We start from the raw sequence: 26,118 nt of genomic DNA, 5'->3' as shown, positions 1-26,118 counted from the left end.
AAATTTATATTCTCTAAGCAGCTATCAGGGTCTACAATTCTATTTGGCGGGGCGTGGCGCAGCTTGGTAGCGCGGGTGCTTTGGGAGCACTAGGTCGCAGGTTCGAATCCTGTCGCCCCGATTCTAAAAACTTACTATTTGCAATGGTTTTGGCTAATATCTAGCTGAACCCATTTTTGTTGGCCCAAACGAGCCAACAAATCGCCAACAAATGCTTGAATCTATTGCTATGGCAGAAGTGCCTTGAGCACTGGGTCTGGGGCGAATTTAGAACTATGGCCAGAGCCTCTAAAGCTGAACTTGAATTACGTATTGGTGAAGCTGCAACCATGCTCGCAAAAGGTAATGGCGCAACTGTCGTTACGTCCCATGTGGCCGAAACTTATCGATTAAGCCGAAGGCAAGCACGAAGAATTACTGCAGCAGCTTATGAGTTACTTGTTCAAGACCTTGAAAATGTGGACTTAAGTAGACCTCAAATGACAGCTCAATTGGTTGCGAACCTGCAAAGTGCTATTCAAAAAAGTCTTGTTTTAGGGCGAACAGCTTCTGTTGCTAGTAATGCAAGAGGATTGATCGAGTTGTGTGGCTTAGGCGCTGATCGAAAAAACAAGCATAGAAACTGAGTATTAATTTATTGGAAATAGAAAACCCCCTTTTTTAAGAGGGGGCCAACTAACTTTAATAGTTACTCAAAGCGCCTAATCAATGTCTTAAAGAGACTGGCTATGCCTGGTATGTAGGAAATGCAAGGCTTAACCTGAGTTTTTGTTTACCAAAAAAAGTGCAGACCTAATGAACTTTTTATGATTTGCGAGCAAAGGGACAGGATTTCGACGACTGTCCCCTTCTCTGACTAGAGCTATCGCATCCTTTCGATACTCGCTCTTGCGTGATAAGAATATAAAAAGAGGTTCTCTAAAAATGATGTTCGGTTGAGGTAGGGCTTTCCAAACTTTGCTTGTTTTCTGGGTTGATTTTCACCTATAAATGAATTGAGGCCAAACCTCATCAAGACATAATTGACTTTATATAGTACGAGTCGATTAATAACCCCTTTAGTTATTGGAATTTCTAGAGGGGTTTCTTGTTGGTTATTGCTGCTGCTGTATTTGCTCGTAGAAAGTAGTCAGAATTAATTTCTCAATCTTTAGTTACTTCTTAAAGACATCAAAGGATTTACTCTTAATGCTTTTACCGTTGGAGAATCAGGAAATTTAGCTGCATAAATTTCAATGGCCACGAGTCTGCCTAATAGCAGAGCTAATAAAATTGAGGGTATCGCTAAAGCAGTAGTTTTTAACGTCTGATGCATTTGAACATAGTCGGGTTTTAATAATGCCTACAGATAGAAAATAAACAAGATCCAACTTAAAGAAAGCAAACTCCAATTATCTCTTTTATCTCTGTTGAACTCATGTATTTTATTTTAAAGTTTTTAAAGCAGGCTTTAAAGCAACCTCTAGTTGATTCATTGCTTTAATCATTTTCTCCTGTATTTGAGGCCACTCATCATCAGGAGATCGATAACCTCCATCAATATCAATACGTATCCTGCAAGCTCGTCGAGAATCTAATCGCTGCCAATCAACAAATGAATCAATATTTTTGTCAATCTGGGCTTGATAAGTTTTTAATTGATCGAAAATCATTTTGTTCTCCTCTTGAGAGTCTTTACCTCGATCGATGTATAACTCCGCGCCAGATTTACTCTTATTTGCTATGTACACTAAATCCAATCCTCTTATCCCTGATGAAGTTGTGATCCAACTATTCGTACTTGGAGAAATGTGAGCATGAGATTTCGCGGCAGAATTTGCAACTAGTTTTGTCCACCACTTTTTACGAATAAAGTGTCTCTCTACTTTGTCTTGTTTAACCCTTCCAATTTCTTTGGCCTCAATAGAAGGTCCGACAATTAAAGTAAGCAATGGTGCAGGCTCCGAAGCTCCTATTTTTACAGCTTCAACTTTTACAAGATAAAAATCGCTACTACTTGATTCATTTAGCCATGCCATCGCATTGATATGTTCTTGCCTTGGTTCAGAAACAATCCATATGGCTCCTTTTGCTTCTCTTGAAGTTAGATAAGTAATGACTTTCCCTAAATGATCATGATTACTTTTCTCTAGCTGATTCTCAATAATATAACTTTCACTATCACTACTCTCAGCAACCAAATCAATACTAAAAGATCCAGCTGATTGTTCTCTTTCTGCAGAGATAAGTTCAAGATCAAGAGAATCATTTAGAAAATCCAAGTTTTCATGAAGCCATTGAGTGAAGTCACGAGCCTCATGCTTCCATACAGTTCTTAAGGGAACTCTTTGAAGTTTTCCAATAGGATTAGTCATTCTTTTTCAGCATTAGGTAAACGAAAGAGGCTGTTTAGAAGATCTCTTTTATGCTTCAGGGATGAGAATTTAAAAGCTCTAATTCTATTTATTATTTTTTGAGTAAGCTCATAAATCTTTTCAAAAGTTATAGGGCTACTAGTAGATGAGTCGTCTCGAAGAGAGATAGCTATTTCTTTTAATTCATTGATGGGCTTTGTTACTAATTCATCGAAGCTCTTAAGATTCCAATTATCAGCATCTCTCAAATCCTCATGACAAATCCTTTGTAATTCATTCAGGCTTGAAAGAAGAAGCTTGAGTTTGATATCTCTCGTCAATGTGAACTTCTTTATTTTATCCATATTCTCTTTGGTTTGTTCGCAATTAATATTGACTTCTTTTATTAGGTATTCAACTTTGGGTGGGAGAATTAAATCTTCAGAGTTGTTATGGGTAGGAGTCATTTTACACCTCCTTAACTATTTCTTGATGAGATTGTTCATCAAACAACCTTGTCATTGTTGGATTATCTTTGATTAATTTATTAACTGAAATGCCTTGTATTTTTTTATCCAGAATTGTCCAGTTTTTACTTAAGCCTTGTAAGGCAATTTCTTTTGATTCTTTTGCATTAGATATTATTTTATCCTGTAAGTCTACAATTTTTTTTATGGAAGAAAATATTCTTTTCAAATTTATAGCCGAGGCTTTTTGCAGTTGATCAAGATTATCTTTGAAATTACTAATATCAATAGTTTTATTCTTTTCATCTTGCAGTAATAATTTGTATTTTAAAATTTCCGATTCTATTACTATAAGTGTATAAATTAAGGATATAAAGCAATTAGGACGAATTACAATCATTTTTGGATATTCATGATAAACAGTAGTTAAACCAGCATTAAATTGTTCGTTCTCTGGCTCAAGAAGTGATATTAAAACTGCATATTCGCAATTTTTATTCCTACGATCTTGGTCAAGCTTCTTGTAAAAATCTTTATTTTTACTTTTTATTTTCGAGTCTTCATTCTCATTTTTCATCTCAAACATGATCGACACAATTTCATTTCCTTCCTCGTCATAATCTCTAAAAATATAGTCACCTTTTGAATTGTTTACTGCTTGATTATCCTTTTTAAAGCTTGCTAACGGTCTTGCTATTCTTATATATCTTTCATAATCTATATTACAAGATTCTTCTAGTGATTCGCCAACCATTTTGACTGATAACTTGCTTTTATTTTCTCTTAGTCTCTTTATCTCATCTTCTTTATCCTTGATTTCTAATCTATGCTGAGTCTTTAAATTATTTTCTGCTAATTCTGATTCTGATTTAGATTTACTTATCTGAATTTTTAATGTATTTCTTTCCTCTTCTATAGGCTTAATAGCTTCTGAAATTGCTATTTTCATATCTTTATCTATAGAAGATAATTTTTCTTTATAATCTTTATTTTTTACTTCTAACTCACTTTTTTCTTTTAAAATAGGTTGTATAGCTTCTGCAATTGCTAATTTCTTCTCTTTATCAAAAGTGGATTTTTCACTTTCTAATTTTTGTATGTTTTTATTTTTTTCATTGATATATATATTATGTTCATTAATTAGTTTTTGTTCTGAAAGTTTTACTGCGGTCGCAATTCCATTTTTAAGTTGCTCTTCAAATAAATGATCTCTTATTTGGCTTTGAATCGCGAGATAATTTGATTCGTCTATTTTAAACATTTTTTCACAATGAGGACACTGGATTTCTTTAGATGATGTCATTGGAAGTGCTTGAGTTGATACAAGCATCACTGATTTATCGATTAACTTTCTCTTTTACGTGCGAAAAACCAATTCAGTCATTTTTGGCTTCTGATGCCATCATTTTCTTGGTGTGATCTATACCCCAGAAGTAGGAAAAGTCTTAGCGGTATAGACATAGAGTGGTCGACCAAACTTTATTGAATGTTTTATTCTCTCAATCTGGCCTTGTCTTTTAAGCCTTATGCATACTCTTCTGGCATGTTCTTCAGTACAACTAAATTGATTTGATAGTTCTTTCACTGTCATCCCTTTATTAGTTTTATGGAGATGGTCTAAGAATTGAAAACTATATTGCTTCTGCTTGTCTGGCAACAAATCATGTTCTCCGACGTTCTCAAGTTGAAAGGAAAAATCTTCAATATTTCCCTTCAGATACCACATCGTGTTTTTATCGCAGTTTCTTTTGCCTAGGCATTTCATTGTGAAACTCTCTAAATCTTTTTCATTGGTGATCCAAATTCCCCATATATCACTGGCTGCGGCCGATTGAGTACCAGCACCTAAAATATCTTTGGCATTAACTTCATTTCTATCCTCTTTCGTGAGATGACAATTAAGGACAATCAATATACCCAATTCACTAGCTAGATCATTTAACTGTTTTATAGGAGTTGAGAACTCTGGATCTTTAATACTGATTCCTTTACTCATCAACAAGCCTGTAACGCTGTCAATCAAAAGGACTCCATAGCAACCATTTTGGAGATGTTCTCTTAATCTTGGTATTTGTAATTCGTCCCATCCTTCGTCTTCTTCAAAGACGAAATCAAAGCCATCTGTAATACCCATGTGATCAATCTTGTCTAATGCATTTGTTTTGCTTTCATCCGCTTGCCACACCAATACTTTTGACTTAACTGTTTCTATTCGTCCAAGAAATGCCTCACCTTTGGATACTGATTCTGCTAAGCGATAACAAAATGCAGATTTTCCACTTCCTTTATCACCTGCCAGCAATACAGCTGCGCCCTTTGCACCAAAAGAATCAACAATCCATTCTGTAGGCTTCTTGTTTTGTAAAAGCAGATCTACTGGTGTTGGGACTTTTCCTACTTGGAGAGTACGTGGTTTTACTGGTTGTGATTTAACTGTTCTATTTCCTACCTCTTTATCTATATGTTTCCCTACATGTGTTCCTCTCTGTTCTTTGTTTCGTAATTCTATTTTTAAATCAGTTTTATAGTCATATCCTTTTACTTGTTTGTGGTCATTGGCAAGACTTCCTAGACAAACCAATCTCTCAAAGGCCTCAGTTTGTTCATCAAACATCAAATGGCCTCCAAATATGTAATTGTTCTCTTAATGAGAAATCATTCTTTTGAGCTATTGCCTTGATGGCAACAAGGATAACTAATTCATAAAATCTTGGTCTTATGAATCTGTCTACGTCATAAAGAATCAAATCAAAACCTGATAAGTTTAATTTTTCTAGGATTTCATCATGACAATCTTCTTGCCCTACATAATTTCTTTTCATTAGATAGTCGTCTCCTTTTCTATTGAATTGGAAAGACAATCCTCCTCCATTTCCAATGCAGCGGTTATGCCACTTAAAACCTCCTGGCAAGAGGGAATATTGTAAATAACGTGTGAGTTGAGGTTGTCAGGGATAGTTCTTCTCCAGCATTTACCCGCGGTAAGAGTTTTGTTTTTTCGTAAACGTAATAGGGATCTTTCTGAGATACAAAGAATCCCCTCCGCATCACGAGTTTTCACCCAATCTTCAGGTTTCGAGAACATTGATAATTAGTTGTGAGTATGAGTTAGCGGTGGTCTAGTTCTCCTCTCCTTATTCTCGTAAAAACAGCGTGCCTGAACTCAGGGGGTTCACCCCTAAGATCTAGGAAATTTGCTCTGCGATCCTTAAACAGTTGTTTCCATATAGGAAAAATATAATTCAAGTAACTTTCCATGCCTTTAGCTGCAGGAGCCTCATTACCCTTAAGAAATTGAGATTGTTTCTTAAGAGTGATATTTGATTTCTTGCTGAAACGACAAGGCATAGGAATAGTACGAGATAAGGGTTGGAAGTAACTAGCAACACTGACCTCAGCTATCCGCAGATGCCCTTCTGCTTATCCGAGTGACGAGTAAGTTTGCTCAACAAGTGAGCCGCTTTGCTCATCAGATGACGATAACTTAGTAGCTTTTCCTGATTTGACGAGTCAACTTAATTTTTTCTTTAAACTTCTGGATCTAAAGAGGTTCTTTTGGAAATACCTTCATATGACTAATGAAGAAATTTAGAATTTCCCATTCCTCGCATTTTGCTGCCTCTTCCCATGCTTGATCTCTAGTCTCAGCCATAACAATTGTTTGAAAACCTCCAGTTTTAGAACCAGTAAAAATAAAAGAAGCAGGTATACGAACGACCCAAGCTCGCTTTCCTCTTTTAGCTGTTGTCGGTCTTGAACGTAAAACTTTAGAAGCTTTTTTTGATGAAAGAAATTTTCCCAGAGGAGTAGAACGCCAAAGCATTTCACCAAGTTGATCTATCTCGATTTGTCTTTGTTCCTTCTCGTTGTGTTTTTTTATACTCATGATTTTGTTCTCGTTGTGAATACACTTTTGACTCCTGATAGAACTCGACCAAAAGGATTGGATAGACTTAGAGATCGATTAAGTTCTTGGATTTGTTCTTGTCTTTTCATCTCTAAGGTTTTCTCGCCTCGTTCTATCAAAATCATTTGAACAATTGAATGGAGTTCTTGATGAACGGAGTTTTCAAAGTTGTCTCTCCAGTAGAGATCTAAATTGTGGAGTCTTTCAGTTGAAAGAGCTTTTGTCCTTTCGTACCATTCCATATGGTCTTCTGGTTCTAAACACATGACTTTAAGATTTGAGTTTTGGGTGAAAAATTTTGACAGTTAATTCAAATAGACTCTTTATGAGCGTCCGGTAAATAAAAAAGTTGATCTAGCTGAGCTCTCTGAATTTCAGAAAGATATGCCTTAAACCCTTTTACTTTTCTTAAGGTTTCTATCATCTGCTTAGAAACCTTCCCAGAAGTCAGACTGTTTTCTTTCGGATCAATAGATAACTTTAGACTCCTGATGATTTCTGTTATTAATTGATTAATTGGTCTTGATACTGATTCATCAAATAATCTTCGAGTGCCTTCATCGGACTCCTTAACTTCTTCAAAAGAAAGTTTTTGAATAGCTGTCAAATCGTCAATAATAGATTTAATAAGATCTTTTCTTTGATTGGTGATTTTTATAATAAGATCATCGATTTTTTCAATTTGTTCATGACCTTTTTTAATGCTCTGGGATAAATTGATAATCCTTGAGGAGCCGTTATGTTCGTTCATTCTTTAACTCCGAAGGTTACTCCCATCACAGCAGTGATGTCTTTTTTGACTGTGCTTGTGTCATAGGAACCCCAGCTGCTTACCCGTGTTGAGTTGGGGACTGTTATTTGGAAAACCCCAGTATTTACCCTTTTGACTGCACCTACTTTTGAACCTGCTTCACGAGCAATAGCCTCGGCTCTGATGCGGGCATCTTTTGTAGCCTTTGCAAGCATGTCTACTCGTTTCTCTGCAAGTTTTGTATAGGTAAATTCTGGACTGCTGGGACTAACTAAAATACCTTTACCGAGGAGTTCACTGATCTTTCTATGAGTCTTAAAGATTTTTGAGACGTCTCTACTTTCTATTTCAATCCATTGACTGGTAATCCATTTAGTTGAAACAAGCTCACCAGTTTCTGGATTTCGGACTTCATTTTTTGAGGTTGAAGCCGGACCAATATCGATCAATTCTCCATTACCATTCTCTATCTGATTAGCTTTTAGGAATTTAATTGTTTCACTAATCGAATCTTGGTGTTTTTTATAGGAATCTATTTGAGTAGAGCCTGTCGTTTGGATTTTGACATCCCATTTAGCCATATCGCTAACGATACGTTCCGTACTTGCACCAGTTACTGTGATTGAGCTTTCGACAGTACGAAGTCCAGAGACTAAGACTGTTGATGCTCCGATAAATCCACCTGCTGATAAAACTGCCATTGCAAAAACAAGAGGTGGTGTTTTTCGAACTAAATGAATTGAATTTTTCGAAAAGGTTTTAAGAAGAGACAAAGCTTTCATTGCACTTGTCGTGAGGGTGTGAGGAGTAGTAATTAGCGAAAATCAAATCAATACAACTGCCTAAGTTCTGGCTTCTCTTGACTGACGAGGTTACTCGGATTCCGCTGCCCGCAACGGCACACTTGTATCAAGCTTGCCAATTTTTTTGTTGGTTGCTCATCATGCGATTGATATGTATTTGTTGCAAGAGCTGTGTAAATAAAGCCAACAAAAATTATGTCGTCTAGTTATTTTGAGTTTTTTGCTTTATTTTTTCCTCTATAAAATAAATAAGAGCTGAAATTATTGATGATAAATATTTTATATATATGCTCATTTCTTAAGTTGACACTTGTAATTTCTTCGATGGTTAAAACGAATTAGTCGAGTTTTCACATGGATTGAATGTGTGAAGCTAAATGAGCTTCTTCTTCGAAGTTGAAGGTTTCAGAGTTGTTACAAGTAATCTTTCGCGCAAAAAGATTTTTAGTTAATGCGACGTTTCTGAGTTGTTTGGAATCTTTATTGTTCCGAGCGAGAGACTAATGCTTATCGAAAGTTATAAAAGGATAATACATAATAACACTTTCTCTATAGGAGATATAATTAGAAAAAATCAAGTGGATCGCGTTTGTAAAATGAAAGAGAAATCTAATATAAATAAAAAATCATCATTACCTAGATATGGAGTTAAAAACTATAAATCTTTTAAAGATCTTCAGAATATAGAAATTGCTCCTATCACTTTAATATACGGACAGAACTCTGGCGGCAAGTCATCATTTTTACAATCAATTTTAACTCTTGCACAAAGCTGTAAAACTTTGCGTTCTGGCGAATTCAATTTTAGTGGGGAGCATGTTGAAGCTGGAACATACAGAACAATACTAAATAATCAATTACTTGAAAATAATGATGAAGGTATATCTTTTGAAACCTCTATCAAGAAAGAGCCATCGATAAGTCACAAGAATACTTTTATTTCTATAGACTCATTAGATGTTTTAAATAACGCAAAAGTAAGATTAAATGTTTTTGAAGGTAAGGATAATATAAAGGGTGAAGTTAAAAAAATAAAAATTATTTTTGGAGATTATTTGGAAGGTTTGGAATTACTTTTTATAAATACAAATAAAAAAAATAATGATAAATATTTGATGAATCCTTTCCCTGGTAGGGCTAGAAACTTTAATGATTCAAATATCTATGAATTAGATTCAAAAAGCTATGATAATTTAAGTGAGATAATTAATAGGATTCTTAAAAATATAACTAAAGAAATTAAATTTGCTCTTGAAAATAAATCTATTCGCACCCGTAAGAAAGATAATTCTACTGAAATCATGATTCAATCTGTGCCTACTATTTTTTCCAATTTAGGCAAAAATATGGCTGCTCAAAATCAGGTCCTAAACTTATTAAGATATGCAGGAATAGAAGCAGGAGGATGGATTGATTTTGATAGGAGTATACGATTCTTTAAATTTGATGAGCCTACAAATAATAAATTAATTAATATAATAAAAAAATTTAGTAACTCAGCAGTAGAAGACTTCCTTGATGATATAAATAAGCGGAAAGTTAGGTTGAATATGTCTATTTATAGTTTGAATACACCCTTATATCGTAATAGCACTATTAACGCTAATTTCTATTTTGATTCGTATCATTTATCTGGTGATTATAAAAAGAAAAAGTCTGATATCCTTGACTTTAGAAAAAATATAGAAAAACTAAATAAGCAAGAAGACAGTAGTTCTCAATACGATGAATTTGTGAAAAATGCTGATATTTTTTTCAAAGAATCCGAAAGAACCGATTTAGATATTCAGGCTATATCTAACCATTCCGATATAATATTTAATTGTTTACCTGAAATATTAACTGATGACGAGAAACGAGCGAAAGTAAATAAAAGTCCATCTGGTTTTAGAGATATCCAAGTCTCAGAGGAAGAACTCAAATCATGTTTTAAGAGATTTGTGGAATTCAATTCTCCGGAAAATGTTCCATATCCAGATATTAAGTCGAGTCAAGAGATAAAACTATTATATAAAGATACTATATTTAAAGCTTCTAAAGATTATAGGAATGTACTTACTAAGTATATATTGAATGATACAACTTCATTAGATAATATTGAGGATTTATTAGAACTTTATTTGGTACGTAGATCACATTATTCTATGCAGATATTAGAAATTTTTGATATTATAGATTTTGATTCAGACGATGATTTTAGTGATTATTTAAATCAATTTATTAGTACGATAATAGATTATAGTTTTGATCTAAGAATGATCAGCGAATCTATAAACGAAGAATCTATAAAGTTTAAGTTAGATTTTTCTTCTATTGTTTATAATATTAGATTATGGGAATTTATTAATCAAAATAATTTTACCGATACTTTCGATAGTAAATACCTCTATGAGTGTATTTCCTGGTTATCAGGAGATGCATTTATTTCTAAGGAGAAGTTTGAACCAGGTGTAAGAAGATCTGGTAAGAACTTTGCTCGAAAGCTTACTTCCCTGCGACAGAATAAATCAATTCGCCAAAGTCATAATTCGGCCTCCCGAAATATTTTGAAAGAGCGAATTCTTTCACAATATCCTAATCCTTTCAATTCACTTAAAATAATTCCAAATCTTTTTTGTAGAGAGGTTATTCATCTTGGTCCAGCGAGATCTGGTGCCAGACGATTTTATAAAGCAAATGATATTGCATCTGTTAAACCAGGTGATGTCGCTTATCTATTTTCAGAAAATGATAATATATATAATATTGATATTAATGTTATTAGTGAGTACTTAAATTCAAGGCAATTAATTAAATCTATTCGAAGAGGATCTGTAGGAGATAAAACTGTTCAACTTAAGAATATTGAAATCCAACAAATAGGAAGTGAAAAATGGGTAAATTTGGCAGATACTGGTTATGGCTTATCACAGTTATTACCTATTATTTTTAATGCAACATCAAATATTAATAATACTATTTTAGTTGAGCAACCGGAAACTCATTTACATCCAAGACTTCAAGCTGAAATTGGATCAGTGATGGCTGAAAGTGTTTATAAAAAAGACTATATGCCTGGAAAAAGCTGGATTGTTGAAACTCATAGTGAAACAATTCTTTTAAGAATATTAAAGTTGATTAGAGACGGTCAGTTTAAGTCTGATTTACTTCGAGTTTATTATATAGATCAAAATTCCAATGGTATTTCTAAAATTAATCAAATGAGGGTTTCCAGTCAAGGAGAATTACTTAGTCAATGGCCAGACGGATTCTTCTCTACTGATATTGATGAAATCTTTTAAAAATAATTTTATATGTTATTAGTTACTTGTCTTACTAAGGATTTTATTTTAAAAAGTTTTAAAAAGGATGTTGACTCCTTAAGAAATTTTTTGTCTACTATATTTATCAATAAGGACCACCTGATGGTCTTTTATAGTCCTAATCTTGATCTTAAAAAGCTTATAAATGAACTACAAACTAATCGCAATATTAGTGGTACGAAAATAAAAGCATGGGAATCTGTTCTGCTTCTTTTATCTCAAAGGAAAAGACTTATAAAAGTTTTAGACTCTAACCTTCTTGAGTCTTGCAAGCCTAAAAATAATCTTATTAGTGATTCTAATTTATCTCAGAGCCTTAGGAAAAGAGTTTATTCATTTTCTTATAAAGACCATAAGACTAAGGATAGTCTTTTTGATATTCCTATTTTTGGCAAGACAGATGATTTCACAATCAATAAAATTGATGAATTTTTTAATTTATCAAGAAAATCTAGATTCGTTAAATTTGAGGATGATTTTATCTCTTTAAAGGCTAAAAAAGCTAATCTTTTTTATGAATATCTTGCTGCTTATTTCTGCTTCTATGATACTTTTGTTATTTGGGACAGGTATATCATTGACAGGAAATTTGGTGGATTATTAACCGCAGAATTAGCTTCACGCTTTTACAATTTGAAAAATTTTGTGATTATTACAGATAATCCCTTTATTCAGCCTTCGAGATCAACTTTTTTTGGTAATAAAACTAGTCGTGGGTTGTTGTATGATGATGAAATTAAAAAAAGTCTATTTTCCTGGTATTCAAAATTAAATAATATTTTTAATTCACGTATTCCCGTAACATTCTTTCTTGTTGATCCTAATAAAATGAAAACAATACATTCTAGGTTTTATGGATGGGCTTCAATGGGCGATTCTAATTATGAATATTTAACGCCAAGCAAATTAAATCACAATATCCATATGGCGATTAGATCAGATAAAGGAGATGAGCCTTTTGATATTAATTTTAAAAACGATTGTAAGCTTACTTGTGATTCAATATCAGTTGATGAGTTTAATTCTAACCTAGAATACATTTCGCCATCTTCTCTTATTATTAATGAAAATTATTTTCACAAAACTTTTCTAGTCCAACAAAATAATTAAATTAAAAATATTTTATTTAGTCTTCATAATCAAGTTCATCAATTTCTTCTTCTTCTTCTTCTTCTTCTTCTTCTTCTTCTTCTTCTTGTATAGAGCAAAATTCTATATTAGATAAAATCATATTAGCTAATGAGAGACGGTCAGTATCTTTCGTTAAACTTACAAGTACTTCCTTTTCTCCAATTTCAAAATCCACTAATTTACTAACTAAATTACTATAGAATCTACATAACCTACTTGTTAATATTCCTGCTATTTCAATATCTTCTTTTGGACCTGCTTGGTTTTCTGAAAGTAGTTTTAACACCTCTTTCGTTGTATCTGAAATCTCTGAGTTAACTGTCCTTCTTACTTTTTTTATTACCTGTCTATCAATCAGCTCTTTTAAATTATTTGGAACTTCTGGACTTATATTTAATTTTTCACCTTTACATTCAGGATGCACGAATTCCTTTTTCTTTGACCTCTTGTTATTAGAGTCATTTTGATTCTTTTGATTTTTCATTTTTTTTTTTATTAACTTTTTAAATTGTCTTCCAGTTATTGTTTTATCTTGCTTTTTTCGTGCGAAAGACTAAATATCTTCTTAGCTATATAACTTGTTAATGTCTCTAATCCTTTCCGTATATTTTTTGACTAATGACTTTGGCTTTTCAATGATTATTCCCTCTCCAAAGCCAAGCAGCCATTTCATAAAGTCATAATCATTTTCAATCGTCCATCTTGGTAAGTCAATTTCCATTGGAAATGGATGAGTTGTACCCTCTAATGGTTCAAGAGAAAAGGGTCCTTCTTTGCTTGGCTTCCACATATCATTTTTGATTGGTTTTGAGAGCCTGAGTTGATCAACTGGGTATCTTTGTAGTCCTTCTCTCAAGTATTTATATAGATCTGGAGTAGAACGAAATCTAACCGTTAGCAAATACTTTTTAAGTTCATTTGATTCTGAACTTGTTAGTAAATACTGGAGATTTTCGTCTTCGCCAAAATAAATCCCTCCTGAGATTTCCATTAATTTTTCTAATCGACGTATGGATTTGTTTTTCTCTTCTGGATTTCTCTTTGTATTTGTATCGACTTGTCTTAAGGCAAGTCGATCTAAACGTTCTGTTGATATAAGCCTTTTCCCATTGCCTACTCTATCTTCTTCGTAGGCTATGTACCAACCGATGTTGTGAAATATTAGTTGTAATGGCCAAACATATTTTGGAGTTTTAATTCTCTCGCCAGAGCCTCCAGATGACTTAAATCTCTCTATGTATATTCTTTGGTTATGGCTAATGGCATGTTCTAATTTCTCAGCTTTTTCTGGATTGGCGAGTGAGTCTGCTCTCAATAGTCCAGTGTTTATAATAGATCGATTTCCGAATACGCGTGTTGATGGTTCATTTGTTTCTATTGAGGCCCATTGAAGTCTTTCATTTAATTCTTCTTGAATAATTGATGCTGTGGGGTCACCTAATTTATTGACTGATTCATTGAGTATATGACTTAAATCTTTGAGACGTTGAGTAGATAAAACCGCTGTACCGAGCCCATAACCGTGACGGACATTGTCATTGCTTCTTCTAAAACCATATGGTGTCAAAAGTTTGTTTATATCTTCTCTTAAAGTATTTGCTTCTCCGGCCATATAAATATTATCAAGTTTGTTTATGTAGTGATTAAAAAGAGAGGTGCCTTTTTCTTTCTTTCCATCAAAAGGATTTTGAAGTATGTAACGCAACAAAGTCATTACTCTTATAAAGACTTCCTTATCTGCTAATGGAGGCCAGCCACCCATGTTTTCATTTGTTGTTTCTGTCTGTAAGGGAGGATTTATAGGCTCTTGGGTTGAACTTCCTTTTTTGAAACCTTGAGATTCTAACCATTTAAGATCTTTTTCTAATTTATCTTTATCTGAATAACATTCCCCATATTTTGCTTTTAAAAATAAAGATGCACGATCACTCATTGAGCCTTCTGGTAATGGGTTGCAAATCTGTTTTAATTCATTATTTGTTTTTAGGTCTGTTGCAGACAACCCTGGGTAAAAAATTAGAAGTTGTATAAGAAACAAGAGTCTCTCTAGATCTATTAGTCGCGAATAACCATGTAACTCTTTGCTCTTCTCTTTATTACGCGCCGCCGCAATTCTTTTAGGTAAACGATTTATCTCTTCTTCTAAACGTGACTTTGTTTCTTTTCCAATAGATGGATCAAAGTAAATAAAGCTTGTAAAGCCTTCTGAACGATTTGGAGAAAAATCTTTATGAGATAGGGCTGCAGAGTATTGATGAATAACTTCTTCTTCAATTGTTCGATCTCTTTGTTGATTCCATTTAAGACATACTTCTTTTGGTGTCTTAATCCACCAGCCAATCCATTCAATACGTTTGTTGAACTTGATTCCTTGAGTTAGAGCCAATCTCCATGGCCTCATGGCGTGAGTGGCATCTATGAGAACAGGTTGATCATCTGCTACAAATTTTTTTAACCGAGCATGCAAGATCTCTTCAATTTCTTCCCAGGGACCTTGATAAAACTCATCTCCCCATAGTTCCTCTCTAATCGCATCTGTCGATATGATTTCCGCTTTTAAAATGGGTGCTAATATCTTTGCTATTGATGTTTTCCCACTAGCAGGAGGACCTATAAGTAGATGACAACGTAATTTAGACATTAGTATTCTTATCTTCTTCTTTTTTTAATTTCAACTGTAGTTGCATCATCATTGAGTTCTCTTGCTTCATCGGATAAATCATCACTAAGCTTTTGGAGATTTTTTGCGTCCTCTTTAATACTTTTACTAATTTCTAAGCCTGCTTCAATACTTTGATTATATGACTTTGATACATTCGCAATCTCAGAAAATAAGTCTTTATATTCCTCTGGTGGGTTCTGACGCCAATCTTCAAATTGCTTACCTGAATTAGTCTTCGAAATAGTTTTAAGCGCTATATCCCAACTGCTTCTTCGTCTGAAATCAAGTGACTTGAACTCGCTTTGAAGAAGCTTCAGGCTTTTTGTTGTACTTACACCTGCAAGCTTATAGACAATATTTTTTAAATCTTTAAGGCTGTGTTTTTTATCACCTATATTTTTTGTTTGTGCAGATCCTTCTCTATTCATTTTTATATAGCTCTATTTATAATCTTTTTGTTCTATTTGGTTGTCTTTTTGTTTTTTATATTTTACCAATTCTTGTTGGAGCTCAGCAACTATAGCTTTAGTTTGCTCTAGTTCAAGAAGATATTGATCTCTTTGGTTTTTCCATCGCTTAGCCCATGAGAGGCGACCTCCCATTTTTTTATTGTTTGTAGCTAATCTTTCTCGTCGAGCTTTTTCTTCAGCAAAGTTTTGCTTTATTATCGCTAGCTCTTGACCTGTTTCAAGGGCTTCGACCTTTGTCTCAAGAACTTTTATTTTTGCTTCTAGACTTTTAATTAGATCATCTTTCCTAAAGAGTTTTTGTTGAAGTATCCGTATGAATTTCTCGAGCTTATTTTTATAAACTTTTTGCTCTGAGAAACGTTCTTCTAACTCTTGTGCTCGCTTTCCTAAAATTCCTGCCCGTCTTTGTAAAACTTTAGCTGTACATTCATATTTAATAATTGTGATGACACGATTCTTTTGTGCATCATCGAGTTCTATTACGCCTGGTCTTCTGCAAAGTTCATCATAGTTTGTACATTCGTGTCTTAACTCTGGTGTTGTTACATGCCCCTCAGCTGAGATGGTTTTTAGATTCTTAAGCCTTACTTCTTTATGCCAGTAATCGAATAGAGCTTTGTTGTTATTCAGTATTGTTGTATTTAGTTCATTGGACATTTTTTTCCAAGAATCATTAATTGTTCTATGACTATCGCTTATAGAAAGGGTTCGCATCAGATCTTGTAACGGAATTCAGTAACTCGAAGATATAAGGAATCTTTTTATACAGTTTTTTTTTTCATGCGAATAACCAAATTTTTAAGTCAGAGACTGCTTTTTTGGTCTTTCGCACGAAAAAAGATATTTAATTGATTAATTCCTAAATAATTAATTCGTGAGCGATAGAAAAGCTCACATAAATAATTTTTGGTGATGCCTGTGACTACTCAGCACGAACAATCCGCACTATTAGAAGCAGAGGAATGGTTGGCTTCTTTACCTACAGAAACTCAAATAAAGACCTTGAGTACTCAGGCCTTAAAAGAGCAGCTTATTGCCAGAAATCCTACGGAGCTTTCTATTGCCTTTGCTGATTGTATTAAGCAGAAAGCATGGGAAAAAGTCGCCTATATGCCCTCAGTCAAAAGTAAAAGAAAAGTCCTTGAATATAAGAGTGCGATTGAATGGCTACGCGTTGAGCTTGATGTTGAGCTTGATCAGTTGATGAGAATTATCGCTGGTTATCAGCCAAATGCAAAAGATGCAAGTGAGGCAGTAACTATTTTACTTGAGTTAATAGGAACTGAGGAGCCTTCAACACTAAAAGAATTATGTGACGACTATAAATTTGGAGATGCCAATATGATTGGTTGGCAAAGATTATTAGAAAAACTTCAAGAGATTGATCCTGCATGGACAAAAGCAAAGAATCGTCTTGATGATCTTATTAGCGTTCAAAATAATGATTCTTTAGACAATACTTTTAATGACTCTAATGATGATTTAAATAATAATTCAGGTGGTAGGAATAATAGAACGTATCTTCCCAAGGACAGTAGATCTTGCTTGATTCGTTGTCTTACCAAATTGAAGAAAAGCCCTTTACTTTGTAAATCAAGAAACACAACAACTGAAAGAGTTGATAAAGCACTAAATCGTCTACTTAGAGGATTAACAACTGTTGCTGAAGCGAAACGAGAGGCTGGATTGGTTTATACCAGCAGGATCAAATCTGGTATTAGTCTTCGCGGTATTCCAAAAGATGTTGCGAAGAAGATTCTGATGACTGTCGGTAAAGAATCAGCTGCTCTCATCGCATATGAAATTCTCAAGGAGGTGCAGTAATGACAAACGCTAGATTTTTTAACGATTCTCAACGTCTACAGCTTTTCATGAAGTCTGAAGGTAAATGCCAAGACTGTGGTAAGGATATTTCACTTGGAGAATTTCATGCAGACCATATCATTCCCTTCAGTCTTGGAGGTAAAACGGAATTGAGTAATGGGCAGGCACTTTGTAGTACTTGCAATTTAAAAAAATCCTCACAAATGCATGTTGATTGCTCGAATCATATCCCCCCAGGATTTTCATTGAGAGCTTGGCAAGATGAAGCAATAAATAGATGTTATAAATCAATGATTCAGCAAATAAATTTGCCTCCAGCAGAGATCCAAGCATTTATGCTACATGCTTTTCCAGGATCTGGAAAAACGTTGGTTTCTACTTTGATAGCCCGCTTACTTATTACTCATGGCTTTATTGAACGAGTAATTATTTGTGTTCCAAGTACCTTCTTAAGGGGGCAAATGGAAGATGATGCGAGGCAAGTTGGTTTATTTTTAAACCAAAAGAAATTAGATGATTTTAAGTTTGATGGATTAGTTACAACCTATGCCCAAATAGGTCATGTTGACTCTGACTCACAAATGATGGTCAATGCTGAGAGACTTCGTCTGATGTGTTGTGAGAAAAAAACATTGGTTATAAGTGATGAATGTCATCACTTAGGAGAACGAAGAAATTGGGGAGAGGCATTTCAACTCGCTTTCTCTAGTTCCGTCGCAAGATTGATGACAAGTGGAACGCCTTTTCGTAGTGACAATCAAAGACTTCCTTGGGTAAGGTATCGCCAAAATAAAATAGACTTATCACCTCCTCATGCTTATTCATATGGCTATGGATTATCTGTCTGGAACAGATCCTATTGTGCCCTTGGTGACCGCGTCGTTCGTGATGTTGTTATTCATCCATGGGATGGAAATGTTGAATTTACTATTATTCAAAATAATGATGGTGATATATCTACAAGAGATTTCACTCATCGCTTAAGTGACAATATTGATGAGCTTTATCCCTGTGAGTTCGATGATGAGGGACATCGTATTGTTGATAATAGAAGACTTAGAAAGTCTATTAAATCCAAGAGAAGATTAGCTTGTATTGAATGTGGAACTGATCGACATCCTTTTGGAACTGATTATGTAAGAGAGCAATTAATAGCGGCTAATGATCAATTAAAAGAATGTAGACGTGCACATAAATGGGCTGGTGGTTTAATTATTTGTGATGGAATAGATCACGCCAATTCCGTAGCAAAGGCTTTAAAACACTGGACTGGTGAGGAAGCAGTTGTTGTTCATTCAGATAATGGGAACGATAACAGAGCCATCAAGGCGTTTAGAGTAAATAAAACAGCTGATAGGAAAAAATGGATTATAGCTGTTGGTAAAATCAGTGAAGGTGTTGATATTAAGCACTTAAGAGTTGCTGTTTATTTAACGTCAATACAAGCATCATTACGTTGGACTCAAATTATTGGAAGGATTCTAAGAACAGAGACAGAATTAGATTGGGATCTACAAACTGCTCATTTCTTTCAATACGACGATGGTATGGAGCTTGTTGAGGATGAGGAAGGAAATCTTTCACCTGAAAGCGTAAATATCAAACTTTATGCAGAGACATTGATGGAGGAAAGAGCTCTTTCTCAGACTGTAAGAGGTAATAATAACGATGATAATAGGAATGCAAATCGCACAAATGGAGATAGAACAAGCTTTACAGTTGTTGAATGTAAGTCAGCGACTGGAATTAATACCCAACAAATTTATGATGGAGAAAGGGTTAATAATCATGAAATAACAAAATACAAGATTTTAGGTGCACGTCTAGGAATGCCAGCCGTCAAAGTTGCTTCACTTGTAGAGAAGGGAGGAATAGAAGAATGGCAGAGAGCTTTAAAAGATCAGGAGGTGATTTAAATGGCTGGTATCCCTATAAATCTTATTAGTCAACGATTTGGAAAACTAGTAGTCATCGAGCTTTCCGATCGAAAGAGTAAAAATGGTGGTGTTTTTTGGAAATGCCTTTGTGATTGCGGAAAAGAAAGAGTAGTTGAGGCTTCACATCTTTTTCATAACGAGAGGGATTCTAGAAAATCAGTTTATGCTTGCTTGGAATGTGTAAAACATGAAAGAGCACAAATAACAAAGAAAAATTCTAAAAAGAGAGAGATTGAACGTAGAGAATTTAATAATAAGGAAAGACAAAAATATTTAGGTAAAGTTCCTGATGAATGGTTTGAACTTCCTTCTACAAAGCAAGAGGCAATTGAACGAAATGAATCAAGTTATTTTTCTGGTATTCCATGCCCTAAAGGCCATGTTGATCTTAGATCTACCAGTAATAGTAGTTGTCGAGAATGCCGACGTATTGATGTAGCCAAAAGAAGAGAGACTCCAGAGGGGAAAAGATATTCAGCTGAAGCTGCCAAGAAACGATGGGCTGATCCTAGACAAAAACAAAAAGCTCAAGAAACAAGAAGACGTTGGGCTCAGACGGATAAGGGTAAAAAAAAATTAAAAGATAGTTATAAAAAATTCTATGCTTCCAACCGAGATAGAGTGGTTAAAGAACATACTGAAAGATTAATCAGAAGACACAAAATAGATCCAGCTTATAAAACAAGGAAAAACTTGCAGCGAAGGATTTTACTTGCACTAAAACAACAGGGTGTAACAAAAGATAAAACCACACAAAAATTAGTGGGATGCTCTTTCAAAGAAGTAAAAGAACATATTGAGTCTCAATTTACAAAAAATATGACATGGAAAAATCATGGCCTCGTATGGCATATTGACCATATAAGACCTTGTGCCAGTTTTGATTTGTTAATAAAAGAGCAACAAACTGTTTGTTTTAACTGGAGGAATCTTCAACCTTTGGATGGGACAGAAAATTCAGCTATCAAAAAGGATAATTATTCTCCTCTAAATGAAGTGGCTTGGACTGAGAGAATGATAAAACTTGGTTATAAAGGAGAGCTATTTCTTAAGTACGAGGAAGGTAATTCTTATTAGATAACTCCCTTGAAATAAAACAGAAAAGAAATAGAACTTTAAAAGAAATTCAAATGTCTCATAGCTTAATTTTTTATCTTAATGATCTCTCTCTTGCTTTCTTAAAAGCATTTGTTGTCGTTGATTTTTTAGAGTAAGGATAGTTTCTATGGTGAGCCTCGATTGAATGTCCCATACTTAGTGAGGCACTTCCAGAGTCAATCAACTTGAGATGGCAACGAAGAGCGTAATAATGCCGAAATGAATAACAGGTGATATTGGCTCCCTGTGTTTTTCTCATGACTTCTTTTAAATCTTTCCAACTCTGTCGGCGTTTTAAATATGTCCCTGCCGTTTCACCATCAACCTTTTCGGGTAAGGGTAAAAGATTACTTCTAAATCTTTCAAGAAGATTCCATTGAACTTCCTTTCCCTCTCGATTAATCAAAGGTAGTGGTTCGATACGTCTTGGTTCGGTTGCTCCATTACCAGCTTTTTTAATATATGTGCAATGCCAGTAGTGCTCTTTAGTAATAGGGTCAAATAATACTTGCAAATAATTCACTTCAATTGGTCTAAGACCAAGTTCTGCCATTAGGCAAAAACAATTAAACCAATTCGTCGCTGCCTCTGAATCTTTTTGATAGGGACTATCAGTCGGCAATGTTTCTAGGAAATCTAATATTTGGACATCACTTTCAAATGCTGCAGCTTTTTGATTGACAATATCTTTTGGCTTGGCTTTGCCAATGTGTTGCTTTAAATCAGTTGGAGGTGTCCATACGTCGGCAATGCCTTCTCGATTGACTGCATGATCTAAGAATTGTTTGATGGCTCTTGTTCTTTGTTTTCTAGAGACACTTTCAGGCTTCCAATCTTTGACGCAAATATCGATGAGATCTCTTGGATTGTTTGGTGGATTTTTTTGGCTCATCACTTCAACCACCATTTGGCACGGTGGTTGATATTGCTTGATGAATGTTGCTTCACTGATGGCAGTTCCAAAATTAATCTTTTGATCTTTAAAGCTCTCTAGGATATTCCTCCAATCTTTTGGTTTCCTTGGTGCTTTCCCCGCAGCCATTTCAGCTGCGGCTTTGAGCGAGTGACCTTTTTTGAGGAAGACAAAAATATTTCTTGCTCTTGAATAAGCATCACCCCATTTTTCTTCTTCCCATTTGAAAGGCAGGATGACGGATTCTGGTTTATGACCTGGTCTTCTTCTACGCAATTCGACCATTCCACGCTTGGATTTATTAGTCGTCAGACCACTTTCAGGACTCAGTCCTTTGATTTGTTTTCTTGCAATCGGTTCCCAATCTTTACTCAAAAGAGCCAACAAAGAGCCAACAAATACAGCATAATTGGACTAGACAGAAAAAGACAGACCCTGTCATATCAATTGGTATGGCTGTTGACCAAGTGTCTCAAAGGGGTAAGAAAGTGTTTTGGGAGCACTAGGTCGCAGGTTCGAATCCTGTCGCCCCGATCAGTCATAGACAGGTTTCCCAGCCTGTCTTTTTTAATGGGGAAATGAGGCTGGGATCTCAGCGGGATCTTCTTAGTCTTTACTCACTATTGATAGCTTTATTTCCTAGGCAAATACTGTTTGAAACTACTTGACTTAACTAACAGACTTAGAAATTTGGTCTAAAAGGATACTTCCCTTGCTTGATGGATTTGGACAGAATGAACTTATGGATGAACCTTTATTTTTAAAAGTCAGACCTGGGGACGCTGTTCTATATGAAAAGGACCAAATTGGAAAAGTTCTTACTTTTGTTGGCGGCTCTCGTGATCCTGATGCACCCTCACTCTTTCAAATTGCCAACGTAGATTCCGGCGAAATCCGTTGGATTCATGGGGAAGAAGTTACTGAAATAGTTTGCGAATATAGGACAACAATCAAAAAGCCTTCTTCGCTTTACGAGGAAATCAAGCAGCTGTAAAAAGAGAGGCTATTTGCCCCTCTTCTGATTATTCCTTTTAATTCTGCAAAGATCGCAGTTGTCTTTTTTGGGGTTGGTGAAGGGAGTAAAGAGTTTCATAAAGCCTCCTTTCTTACACCTTTGGTCTAATCCTTCTTTTTATTTGATGGGAGTAGGGAAGCACTACCCCAACCGAACATCAGTTCTGGAAAACTTCTCCCTAGATTAGTTACAAGTTGATGGCGTGATACGGAAGCATCATCAAGCTAGATCAGGGGACAGTCGTCGAAATCCTGTCCTCTCTTCGCTAACTCAAAAAAGTTCATTTGGTCTGCACTTTTTTTTGAGAACCTGAAGGGGTGGAATGTTCACTCTTTTCCCTTCAAAAATTTCCTCACACAGTTTTAGTTAACCCTCCACTAAGAGGGTTTTCTTTTTTATATGACTTCAACTGATAAACCAGCATTTGATAAAGCAGCATTCGAAAAGAAGGCTTTTAAGTTTGTTCCATATATCATTTTGGGAAAAGTTATTTTTGCCGCTTGGTTTATTTCCTACCTGGTGAAACTCTAAATTTTAAGCCATTGACCACCGCCTAGCAGTAGTTGGAAAAAGATCACTGAAATTTAGGTCGAGTACTAAGAAGCGGTTCATAATTTTGTCTTGCATGCATTAATTAGAAGTGAATACCAAAAATCACTCTTATAGACCCTATTGATTATGTGTAAGTCAATCCCATTAAGTGCTTCGTCTCCTTCTTGATCAATGAATTCCCAAAAAAAATCTTCCCTATCCATTTTTGATTTTTCGCTGGCCTCGTTCCATACCTCTCTGTAATTTTTTCTATGAACTCATCGAGCATTCCTGGTATTCCGTTAAATAAATCTTCTTCATTGATTAGGTCATAAATAAATGACTGAACTTGTAATGTAGCCTATATGACATCCTCTTCATTTTTATCAGGAATAATTGGGCCAAGTTGATAGTCAACTTTTTCTTCATCACTAAGTTTTAAAAATTCATCCCTATCAAGAATTGTTATTTCTTTGGCTTCATCTTGTTTGTTTGTATGTTCAAAGGTATATGACATGTGAGTTTGTTAAGTATGAGGATGAAGAGTTGTAAGGTTGTTCGTTTTATCCTCAGGAGTTCATAGCGTTCTCAAAGCAATTTTTGATTATTTTGCTTGCTCTCTCATGATCCAAATCGGCTAAAAATTCTTCTGTAGTTTTATATTCGCTGCTCTCACTTTCTCCTATGAAGAAAGTTGAAGCCAAGTCTGAATCTTCAGGTGATAATTCTGATTGGTATCCAAGTTGATCTTTAATCCATTCTTAAAACCTTTTGCATCTTGGAGGCTTTTTAGGATATCGATATCTTCCTCTAATTCTTCTTTTAGTTCTTCCTCTTCAAACCCATCAGTATTACTCTTGATATTTTCAGCATCAAATAAAATTAATAGTCGAAGTATTGAACTTTTAATTGCACTAGAAATATCTGTTTCTCTCTTGTGATCTAGTTGACCTTCAAGCTGTGCTTGAAAGCTTTCAAAGAACTCAATGCTAGTAGGACTTATTTCAGCCATCGCAAATATTGCTTAGAAAATATGATAACTGGAAATCCCAATTAAATGCCTTAGAAAGCTAGATCGACTAGAGAAAAAAAATTGGATGGTGTCCTGAGGCGGCGTAAACCTCTGACAAGTGAGAAATTCTTCTAACTTATGCAATAACGACAACCTATATAATTGATGTAGACCTCAACAAAAAATATTTATAATCAATCTTCGATTCATGTTTAAAAAATTATTAGTACCTTCTTTTTTCTTGATTGGTTTAATTGGTTCTATCTACCCTACAGAGAAAGAAAATACACAACTTTTTGATTACTGCTTTTCACTTGAAAAGATACTTGTTAGAAGTTCTCTGGAAACTAGAAAGAATGTTTCTGGTGAAATTCAGATTATCTCAAAAGCATTAGCATCGGTCGGAATGGATAATTCTAGAGGTGATTTAACAAAGAAAGTAATTGATCAATATAAAACTTCTGATGAATCTGTATTGGTCAGTTTCGTTCCTACTAAAATTTATTGTTTATCAGGATATTGGATCGAGAAGTTTAGACCAGGGACATTTGAGTCAATCGTTTATGAATCTAGTAAAGAAAAAGTTGAAGACTTTTATGATGAATATGGAATAATTTTAAGAAATGATATAAACGATTTAATGAATGATTTCAATCAGCAATATAAAACGATAAAAAAAGAATTTAATCGACTTTTTGATTAAATAAGATGACACATTCAATAATCTATTTTTGATTGTCTGCTCTTCTTTAATTCACCTCGTTTCTTCTTTGATTCAACCCTCTTCCTTTGAGATGAACGTGTTGGTTTTGTCTCCCTTCTCCTCTTTGAAGGTGGCTTTAAGAGCTCTCGTAAGATTGACGCAAGTCTACTTAAAGCCAATTGTCTGTTCTGATATTGAGTTCTCTTATCCTGAACAGCTATATAAATACAACCATTGATGAGTTTAATTTCAGTCTGAATTGAGATTCTATGTTTCTGGTAAGGAGTTAAAGTTTTTGATTCAAATACGTTAAATACAATTTCAACGCGACTGTCTGTCTTATTGACGTTCTGTCCACCTGCTCCTGATGATCTAGAGAATCTCCACTGTATTTCGTTAACCGGTATTTCAAGCTTAGAATTAACTGTTAAATTCATTTTGTTCCGATAGCAATCGGCTTTCAACCTTTTTTATTTTGACAGGTTTTGGTATTGATGTGATATTTGCTTATGAGCCATTTGCCTGTGAGATTCCTTTATTAGATGTCGAGATAATGAAGATAATTCGTTGACACTTTCTTTAGTTCCAATAGTCCCTAAAGCTCTACCAGCACAACCAAAGAAGAAATCTTGGTTCGGACTAGATGAGTTTATTGTTGGGATTTTGTTTGATCTGTGCGCTCGTTACTAATCAATAGACCAACGCCTAGCAGTAGTAGGAGAAACACTCCCAAAACATTCGCCTTTTACTACATCATTACCATATCTCAACACATTAGATTTTTAGAAACTCAAAATATTGAAATGTTTACGGCATATCACGCAATCATGTTCACAGTTTTATTGTTAGCTGGGACTGGAGTCATTTTTAAAGCTTCCTCAGGAGATGAGTCACCAGCGAATAATCCAATTCCAGTTAAGTCTATTGAATCAAAATTTGACTTAAACACCTATTAAACAAAAACTAAAAATGACAAGCCAAGTAATTGTAATTTGTGCAGCAGGTTTGCTCGCTCTTGGTGGTATATGGGTTTTAATCTCTGGTTTTGACGATGATGACAATGATGGAGATGGGATGACTTTTCCTGAGTTCCAAGGAACATTTTGATTCATAAGAAAAATTTATTCCACGGTTAGCCCTACCCCGATCTAATCACAGAAAAAGAAGGCAGCTTTTAAATTCAATTGTATTAGTGATTCTGATTTTCGTTTCACTCAAAAACATTCACTCCACTACTCAGAAATGACTGCTGCAAGTTA

Annotated in this window: 30 protein-coding genes and 1 tRNA gene; 11 read left to right on the top strand and 20 right to left on the bottom strand. The window is 34.7% G+C overall.

The features are described from left to right. Positions 1–47 precede the first annotated feature (47 nt). Together AC6EIW_RS04005 and AC6EIW_RS04000 are read left to right on the top strand one after the other, a co-directional pair. Positions 48–121, top strand: a tRNA-Pro gene (locus AC6EIW_RS04005). A 154-nt stretch (positions 122–275) separates the two neighbouring features. Then, positions 276–626, top strand: coding sequence for a hypothetical protein (locus AC6EIW_RS04000; RefSeq protein WP_498521298.1), 351 nt, complete (start codon positions 276–278; stop codon positions 624–626). A gap of 524 nt (positions 627–1,150) precedes the next feature. On the opposite strand, the gene AC6EIW_RS03995 is transcribed toward AC6EIW_RS04000, so the two are convergent. The 11 genes from AC6EIW_RS03995 to AC6EIW_RS03945 form a co-directional block, all read right to left on the bottom strand. Further along, the gene (locus AC6EIW_RS03995) at positions 1,151–1,315 is read right to left on the bottom strand and encodes a hypothetical protein (RefSeq protein ID WP_498521297.1); all 165 of its coding nucleotides are present in this window, start codon (positions 1,313–1,315) and stop codon (positions 1,151–1,153) included. 109 nt (positions 1,316–1,424) lie between these two features. Further along, positions 1,425–2,354 (bottom strand): DUF4268 domain-containing protein, encoded by a 930-nt coding sequence (locus tag AC6EIW_RS03990; RefSeq protein WP_498521296.1) that lies wholly within the window; start codon positions 2,352–2,354, stop codon positions 1,425–1,427. Next, complete coding sequence (locus tag AC6EIW_RS03985; RefSeq protein WP_498521295.1) at positions 2,351–2,800, bottom strand: hypothetical protein; 450 nt, start codon at positions 2,798–2,800, stop codon at positions 2,351–2,353. The genes AC6EIW_RS03990 and AC6EIW_RS03985 overlap by 4 nt, the downstream gene beginning before the upstream one ends. Before the next feature lies 1 nt (position 2,801). Then, positions 2,802–4,130: a DUF2130 domain-containing protein gene (locus AC6EIW_RS03980; protein ID WP_498521294.1), complete on the bottom strand. Its 1,329-nt coding sequence runs from the start codon at positions 4,128–4,130 to the stop codon at positions 2,802–2,804. A gap of 90 nt (positions 4,131–4,220) precedes the next feature. Further along, complete coding sequence (locus AC6EIW_RS03975) at positions 4,221–5,414, bottom strand: AAA family ATPase (RefSeq protein ID WP_498521293.1); 1,194 nt, start codon at positions 5,412–5,414, stop codon at positions 4,221–4,223. Further along, positions 5,407–5,622: a hypothetical protein gene (locus AC6EIW_RS03970; RefSeq protein ID WP_498521292.1), complete on the bottom strand. Its 216-nt coding sequence runs from the start codon at positions 5,620–5,622 to the stop codon at positions 5,407–5,409. Before AC6EIW_RS03970 ends, AC6EIW_RS03975 begins: the two co-directional genes overlap by 8 nt. Continuing rightward, positions 5,622–5,885: a hypothetical protein gene (locus AC6EIW_RS03965; protein ID WP_498521291.1), complete on the bottom strand. Its 264-nt coding sequence runs from the start codon at positions 5,883–5,885 to the stop codon at positions 5,622–5,624. Before AC6EIW_RS03965 ends, AC6EIW_RS03970 begins: the two co-directional genes overlap by 1 nt. Before the next feature lie 456 nt (positions 5,886–6,341). Then, a complete protein-coding gene (locus AC6EIW_RS03960; protein WP_498521290.1) occupies positions 6,342–6,686 on the bottom strand; it encodes a hypothetical protein in 345 nt (114 codons plus the stop codon). Next, on the bottom strand, positions 6,683–6,973 hold the full coding sequence (locus AC6EIW_RS03955; protein ID WP_498521289.1) for a hypothetical protein: 291 nt from the start codon (positions 6,971–6,973) through the stop codon (positions 6,683–6,685). Before AC6EIW_RS03955 ends, AC6EIW_RS03960 begins: the two co-directional genes overlap by 4 nt. Before the next feature lie 44 nt (positions 6,974–7,017). After that, a complete protein-coding gene (locus AC6EIW_RS03950) occupies positions 7,018–7,458 on the bottom strand; it encodes a hypothetical protein (protein WP_498521288.1) in 441 nt (146 codons plus the stop codon). Next, positions 7,455–8,240 carry an SIMPL domain-containing protein gene (locus tag AC6EIW_RS03945; protein WP_498521287.1) on the bottom strand — a complete coding sequence of 262 codons (786 nt, stop codon included), beginning with the start codon at positions 8,238–8,240 and terminating at the stop codon, positions 7,455–7,457. The genes AC6EIW_RS03950 and AC6EIW_RS03945 overlap by 4 nt, the downstream gene beginning before the upstream one ends. Before the next feature lie 524 nt (positions 8,241–8,764). Between AC6EIW_RS03945 and AC6EIW_RS03940 the strand changes: the two genes are divergently transcribed. Together AC6EIW_RS03940 and AC6EIW_RS03935 are read left to right on the top strand one after the other, a co-directional pair. Continuing rightward, positions 8,765–11,542 (top strand): AAA family ATPase, encoded by a 2,778-nt coding sequence (locus AC6EIW_RS03940; protein WP_498521286.1) that lies wholly within the window; start codon positions 8,765–8,767, stop codon positions 11,540–11,542. Between the two features lie 123 nt (positions 11,543–11,665). Continuing rightward, positions 11,666–12,673 (top strand): hypothetical protein, encoded by a 1,008-nt coding sequence (locus AC6EIW_RS03935; protein WP_498521285.1) that lies wholly within the window; start codon positions 11,666–11,668, stop codon positions 12,671–12,673. 16 nt (positions 12,674–12,689) lie between these two features. Here the strand turns inward: AC6EIW_RS03935 and AC6EIW_RS03930 are convergent, their stop codons facing one another. From AC6EIW_RS03930 to AC6EIW_RS03915, 4 genes are all read right to left on the bottom strand, one after another. After that, positions 12,690–13,178 carry a hypothetical protein gene (locus tag AC6EIW_RS03930; RefSeq protein ID WP_498521284.1) on the bottom strand — a complete coding sequence of 163 codons (489 nt, stop codon included), beginning with the start codon at positions 13,176–13,178 and terminating at the stop codon, positions 12,690–12,692. Between the two features lie 81 nt (positions 13,179–13,259). Continuing rightward, positions 13,260–15,335 (bottom strand): AAA family ATPase, encoded by a 2,076-nt coding sequence (locus AC6EIW_RS03925; RefSeq protein WP_498521283.1) that lies wholly within the window; start codon positions 15,333–15,335, stop codon positions 13,260–13,262. Positions 15,336–15,343: 8 nt separating this feature from the next. Next, on the bottom strand, positions 15,344–15,784 hold the full coding sequence (locus AC6EIW_RS03920; RefSeq protein ID WP_498521282.1) for a hypothetical protein: 441 nt from the start codon (positions 15,782–15,784) through the stop codon (positions 15,344–15,346). Positions 15,785–15,796: 12 nt separating this feature from the next. Next, on the bottom strand, positions 15,797–16,540 hold the full coding sequence (locus AC6EIW_RS03915; RefSeq protein ID WP_498521281.1) for a hypothetical protein: 744 nt from the start codon (positions 16,538–16,540) through the stop codon (positions 15,797–15,799). A gap of 198 nt (positions 16,541–16,738) precedes the next feature. Here AC6EIW_RS03915 and AC6EIW_RS03910 point away from each other — a divergent pair, with 198 nt between their 5' ends. Genes AC6EIW_RS03910 through AC6EIW_RS03900 form a run of 3 tightly spaced genes read left to right on the top strand, consistent with a single transcriptional unit; the run spans position 16,739 to position 20,664 of the window. Continuing rightward, positions 16,739–17,650 carry a hypothetical protein gene (locus AC6EIW_RS03910; RefSeq protein WP_498521280.1) on the top strand — a complete coding sequence of 304 codons (912 nt, stop codon included), beginning with the start codon at positions 16,739–16,741 and terminating at the stop codon, positions 17,648–17,650. After that, positions 17,650–19,566: a DEAD/DEAH box helicase family protein gene (locus AC6EIW_RS03905; protein ID WP_498521279.1), complete on the top strand. Its 1,917-nt coding sequence runs from the start codon at positions 17,650–17,652 to the stop codon at positions 19,564–19,566. Before AC6EIW_RS03910 ends, AC6EIW_RS03905 begins: the two co-directional genes overlap by 1 nt. Further along, entirely contained in the window at positions 19,567–20,664 is a 1,098-nt protein-coding gene (locus tag AC6EIW_RS03900) for a hypothetical protein (protein WP_498521278.1), read from the top strand. Between the two features lie 73 nt (positions 20,665–20,737). On the opposite strand, the gene AC6EIW_RS03895 is transcribed toward AC6EIW_RS03900, so the two are convergent. After that, a complete protein-coding gene (locus AC6EIW_RS03895) occupies positions 20,738–21,973 on the bottom strand; it encodes a site-specific integrase (RefSeq protein ID WP_498521277.1) in 1,236 nt (411 codons plus the stop codon). Between the two features lie 337 nt (positions 21,974–22,310). On the opposite strand from AC6EIW_RS03895, the gene AC6EIW_RS03890 reads away from it, so the two are divergent. After that, the gene (locus AC6EIW_RS03890) at positions 22,311–22,592 is read left to right on the top strand and encodes a DUF3104 domain-containing protein (RefSeq protein ID WP_498521276.1); all 282 of its coding nucleotides are present in this window, start codon (positions 22,311–22,313) and stop codon (positions 22,590–22,592) included. A gap of 629 nt (positions 22,593–23,221) precedes the next feature. Here AC6EIW_RS03890 and AC6EIW_RS03885 read toward each other — a convergent pair. From AC6EIW_RS03885 to AC6EIW_RS03875, 3 genes are all read right to left on the bottom strand, one after another. Then, positions 23,222–23,368, bottom strand: a complete 147-nt coding sequence (locus AC6EIW_RS03885) for a hypothetical protein (protein WP_498521275.1) — start codon at positions 23,366–23,368, stop codon at positions 23,222–23,224. A gap of 137 nt (positions 23,369–23,505) precedes the next feature. Beyond that, positions 23,506–23,661 carry a hypothetical protein gene (locus AC6EIW_RS03880; RefSeq protein WP_498521274.1) on the bottom strand — a complete coding sequence of 52 codons (156 nt, stop codon included), beginning with the start codon at positions 23,659–23,661 and terminating at the stop codon, positions 23,506–23,508. A gap of 165 nt (positions 23,662–23,826) precedes the next feature. Further along, entirely contained in the window at positions 23,827–24,156 is a 330-nt protein-coding gene (locus AC6EIW_RS03875; RefSeq protein WP_498521273.1) for a hypothetical protein, read from the bottom strand. A 208-nt stretch (positions 24,157–24,364) separates the two neighbouring features. On the opposite strand from AC6EIW_RS03875, the gene AC6EIW_RS03870 reads away from it, so the two are divergent. Then, on the top strand, positions 24,365–24,859 hold the full coding sequence (locus AC6EIW_RS03870) for a carbon storage regulator CsrA (RefSeq protein ID WP_498521272.1): 495 nt from the start codon (positions 24,365–24,367) through the stop codon (positions 24,857–24,859). 14 nt (positions 24,860–24,873) lie between these two features. Here AC6EIW_RS03870 and arfB read toward each other — a convergent pair whose 3' ends face one another. Further along, positions 24,874–25,296 carry an alternative ribosome rescue aminoacyl-tRNA hydrolase ArfB gene (gene arfB / locus AC6EIW_RS03865; protein ID WP_498521271.1) on the bottom strand — a complete coding sequence of 141 codons (423 nt, stop codon included), beginning with the start codon at positions 25,294–25,296 and terminating at the stop codon, positions 24,874–24,876. Positions 25,297–25,533: 237 nt separating this feature from the next. Between arfB and AC6EIW_RS03860 the strand changes: the two genes are divergently transcribed. Beyond that, positions 25,534–25,815, top strand: a complete 282-nt coding sequence (locus AC6EIW_RS03860) for a hypothetical protein (protein WP_498521270.1) — start codon at positions 25,534–25,536, stop codon at positions 25,813–25,815. A 13-nt stretch (positions 25,816–25,828) separates the two neighbouring features. Beyond that, on the top strand, positions 25,829–25,966 hold the full coding sequence (locus AC6EIW_RS03855) for a hypothetical protein (protein ID WP_498521269.1): 138 nt from the start codon (positions 25,829–25,831) through the stop codon (positions 25,964–25,966). Positions 25,967–26,118 lie beyond the last annotated feature (152 nt).

It is taken from the genome of Prochlorococcus sp. MIT2308 (assembly GCF_059772345.1).
Note: the sequence above shows the minus strand (reverse complement) of the source record. Positions and strands in the feature narration are given on the sequence as shown.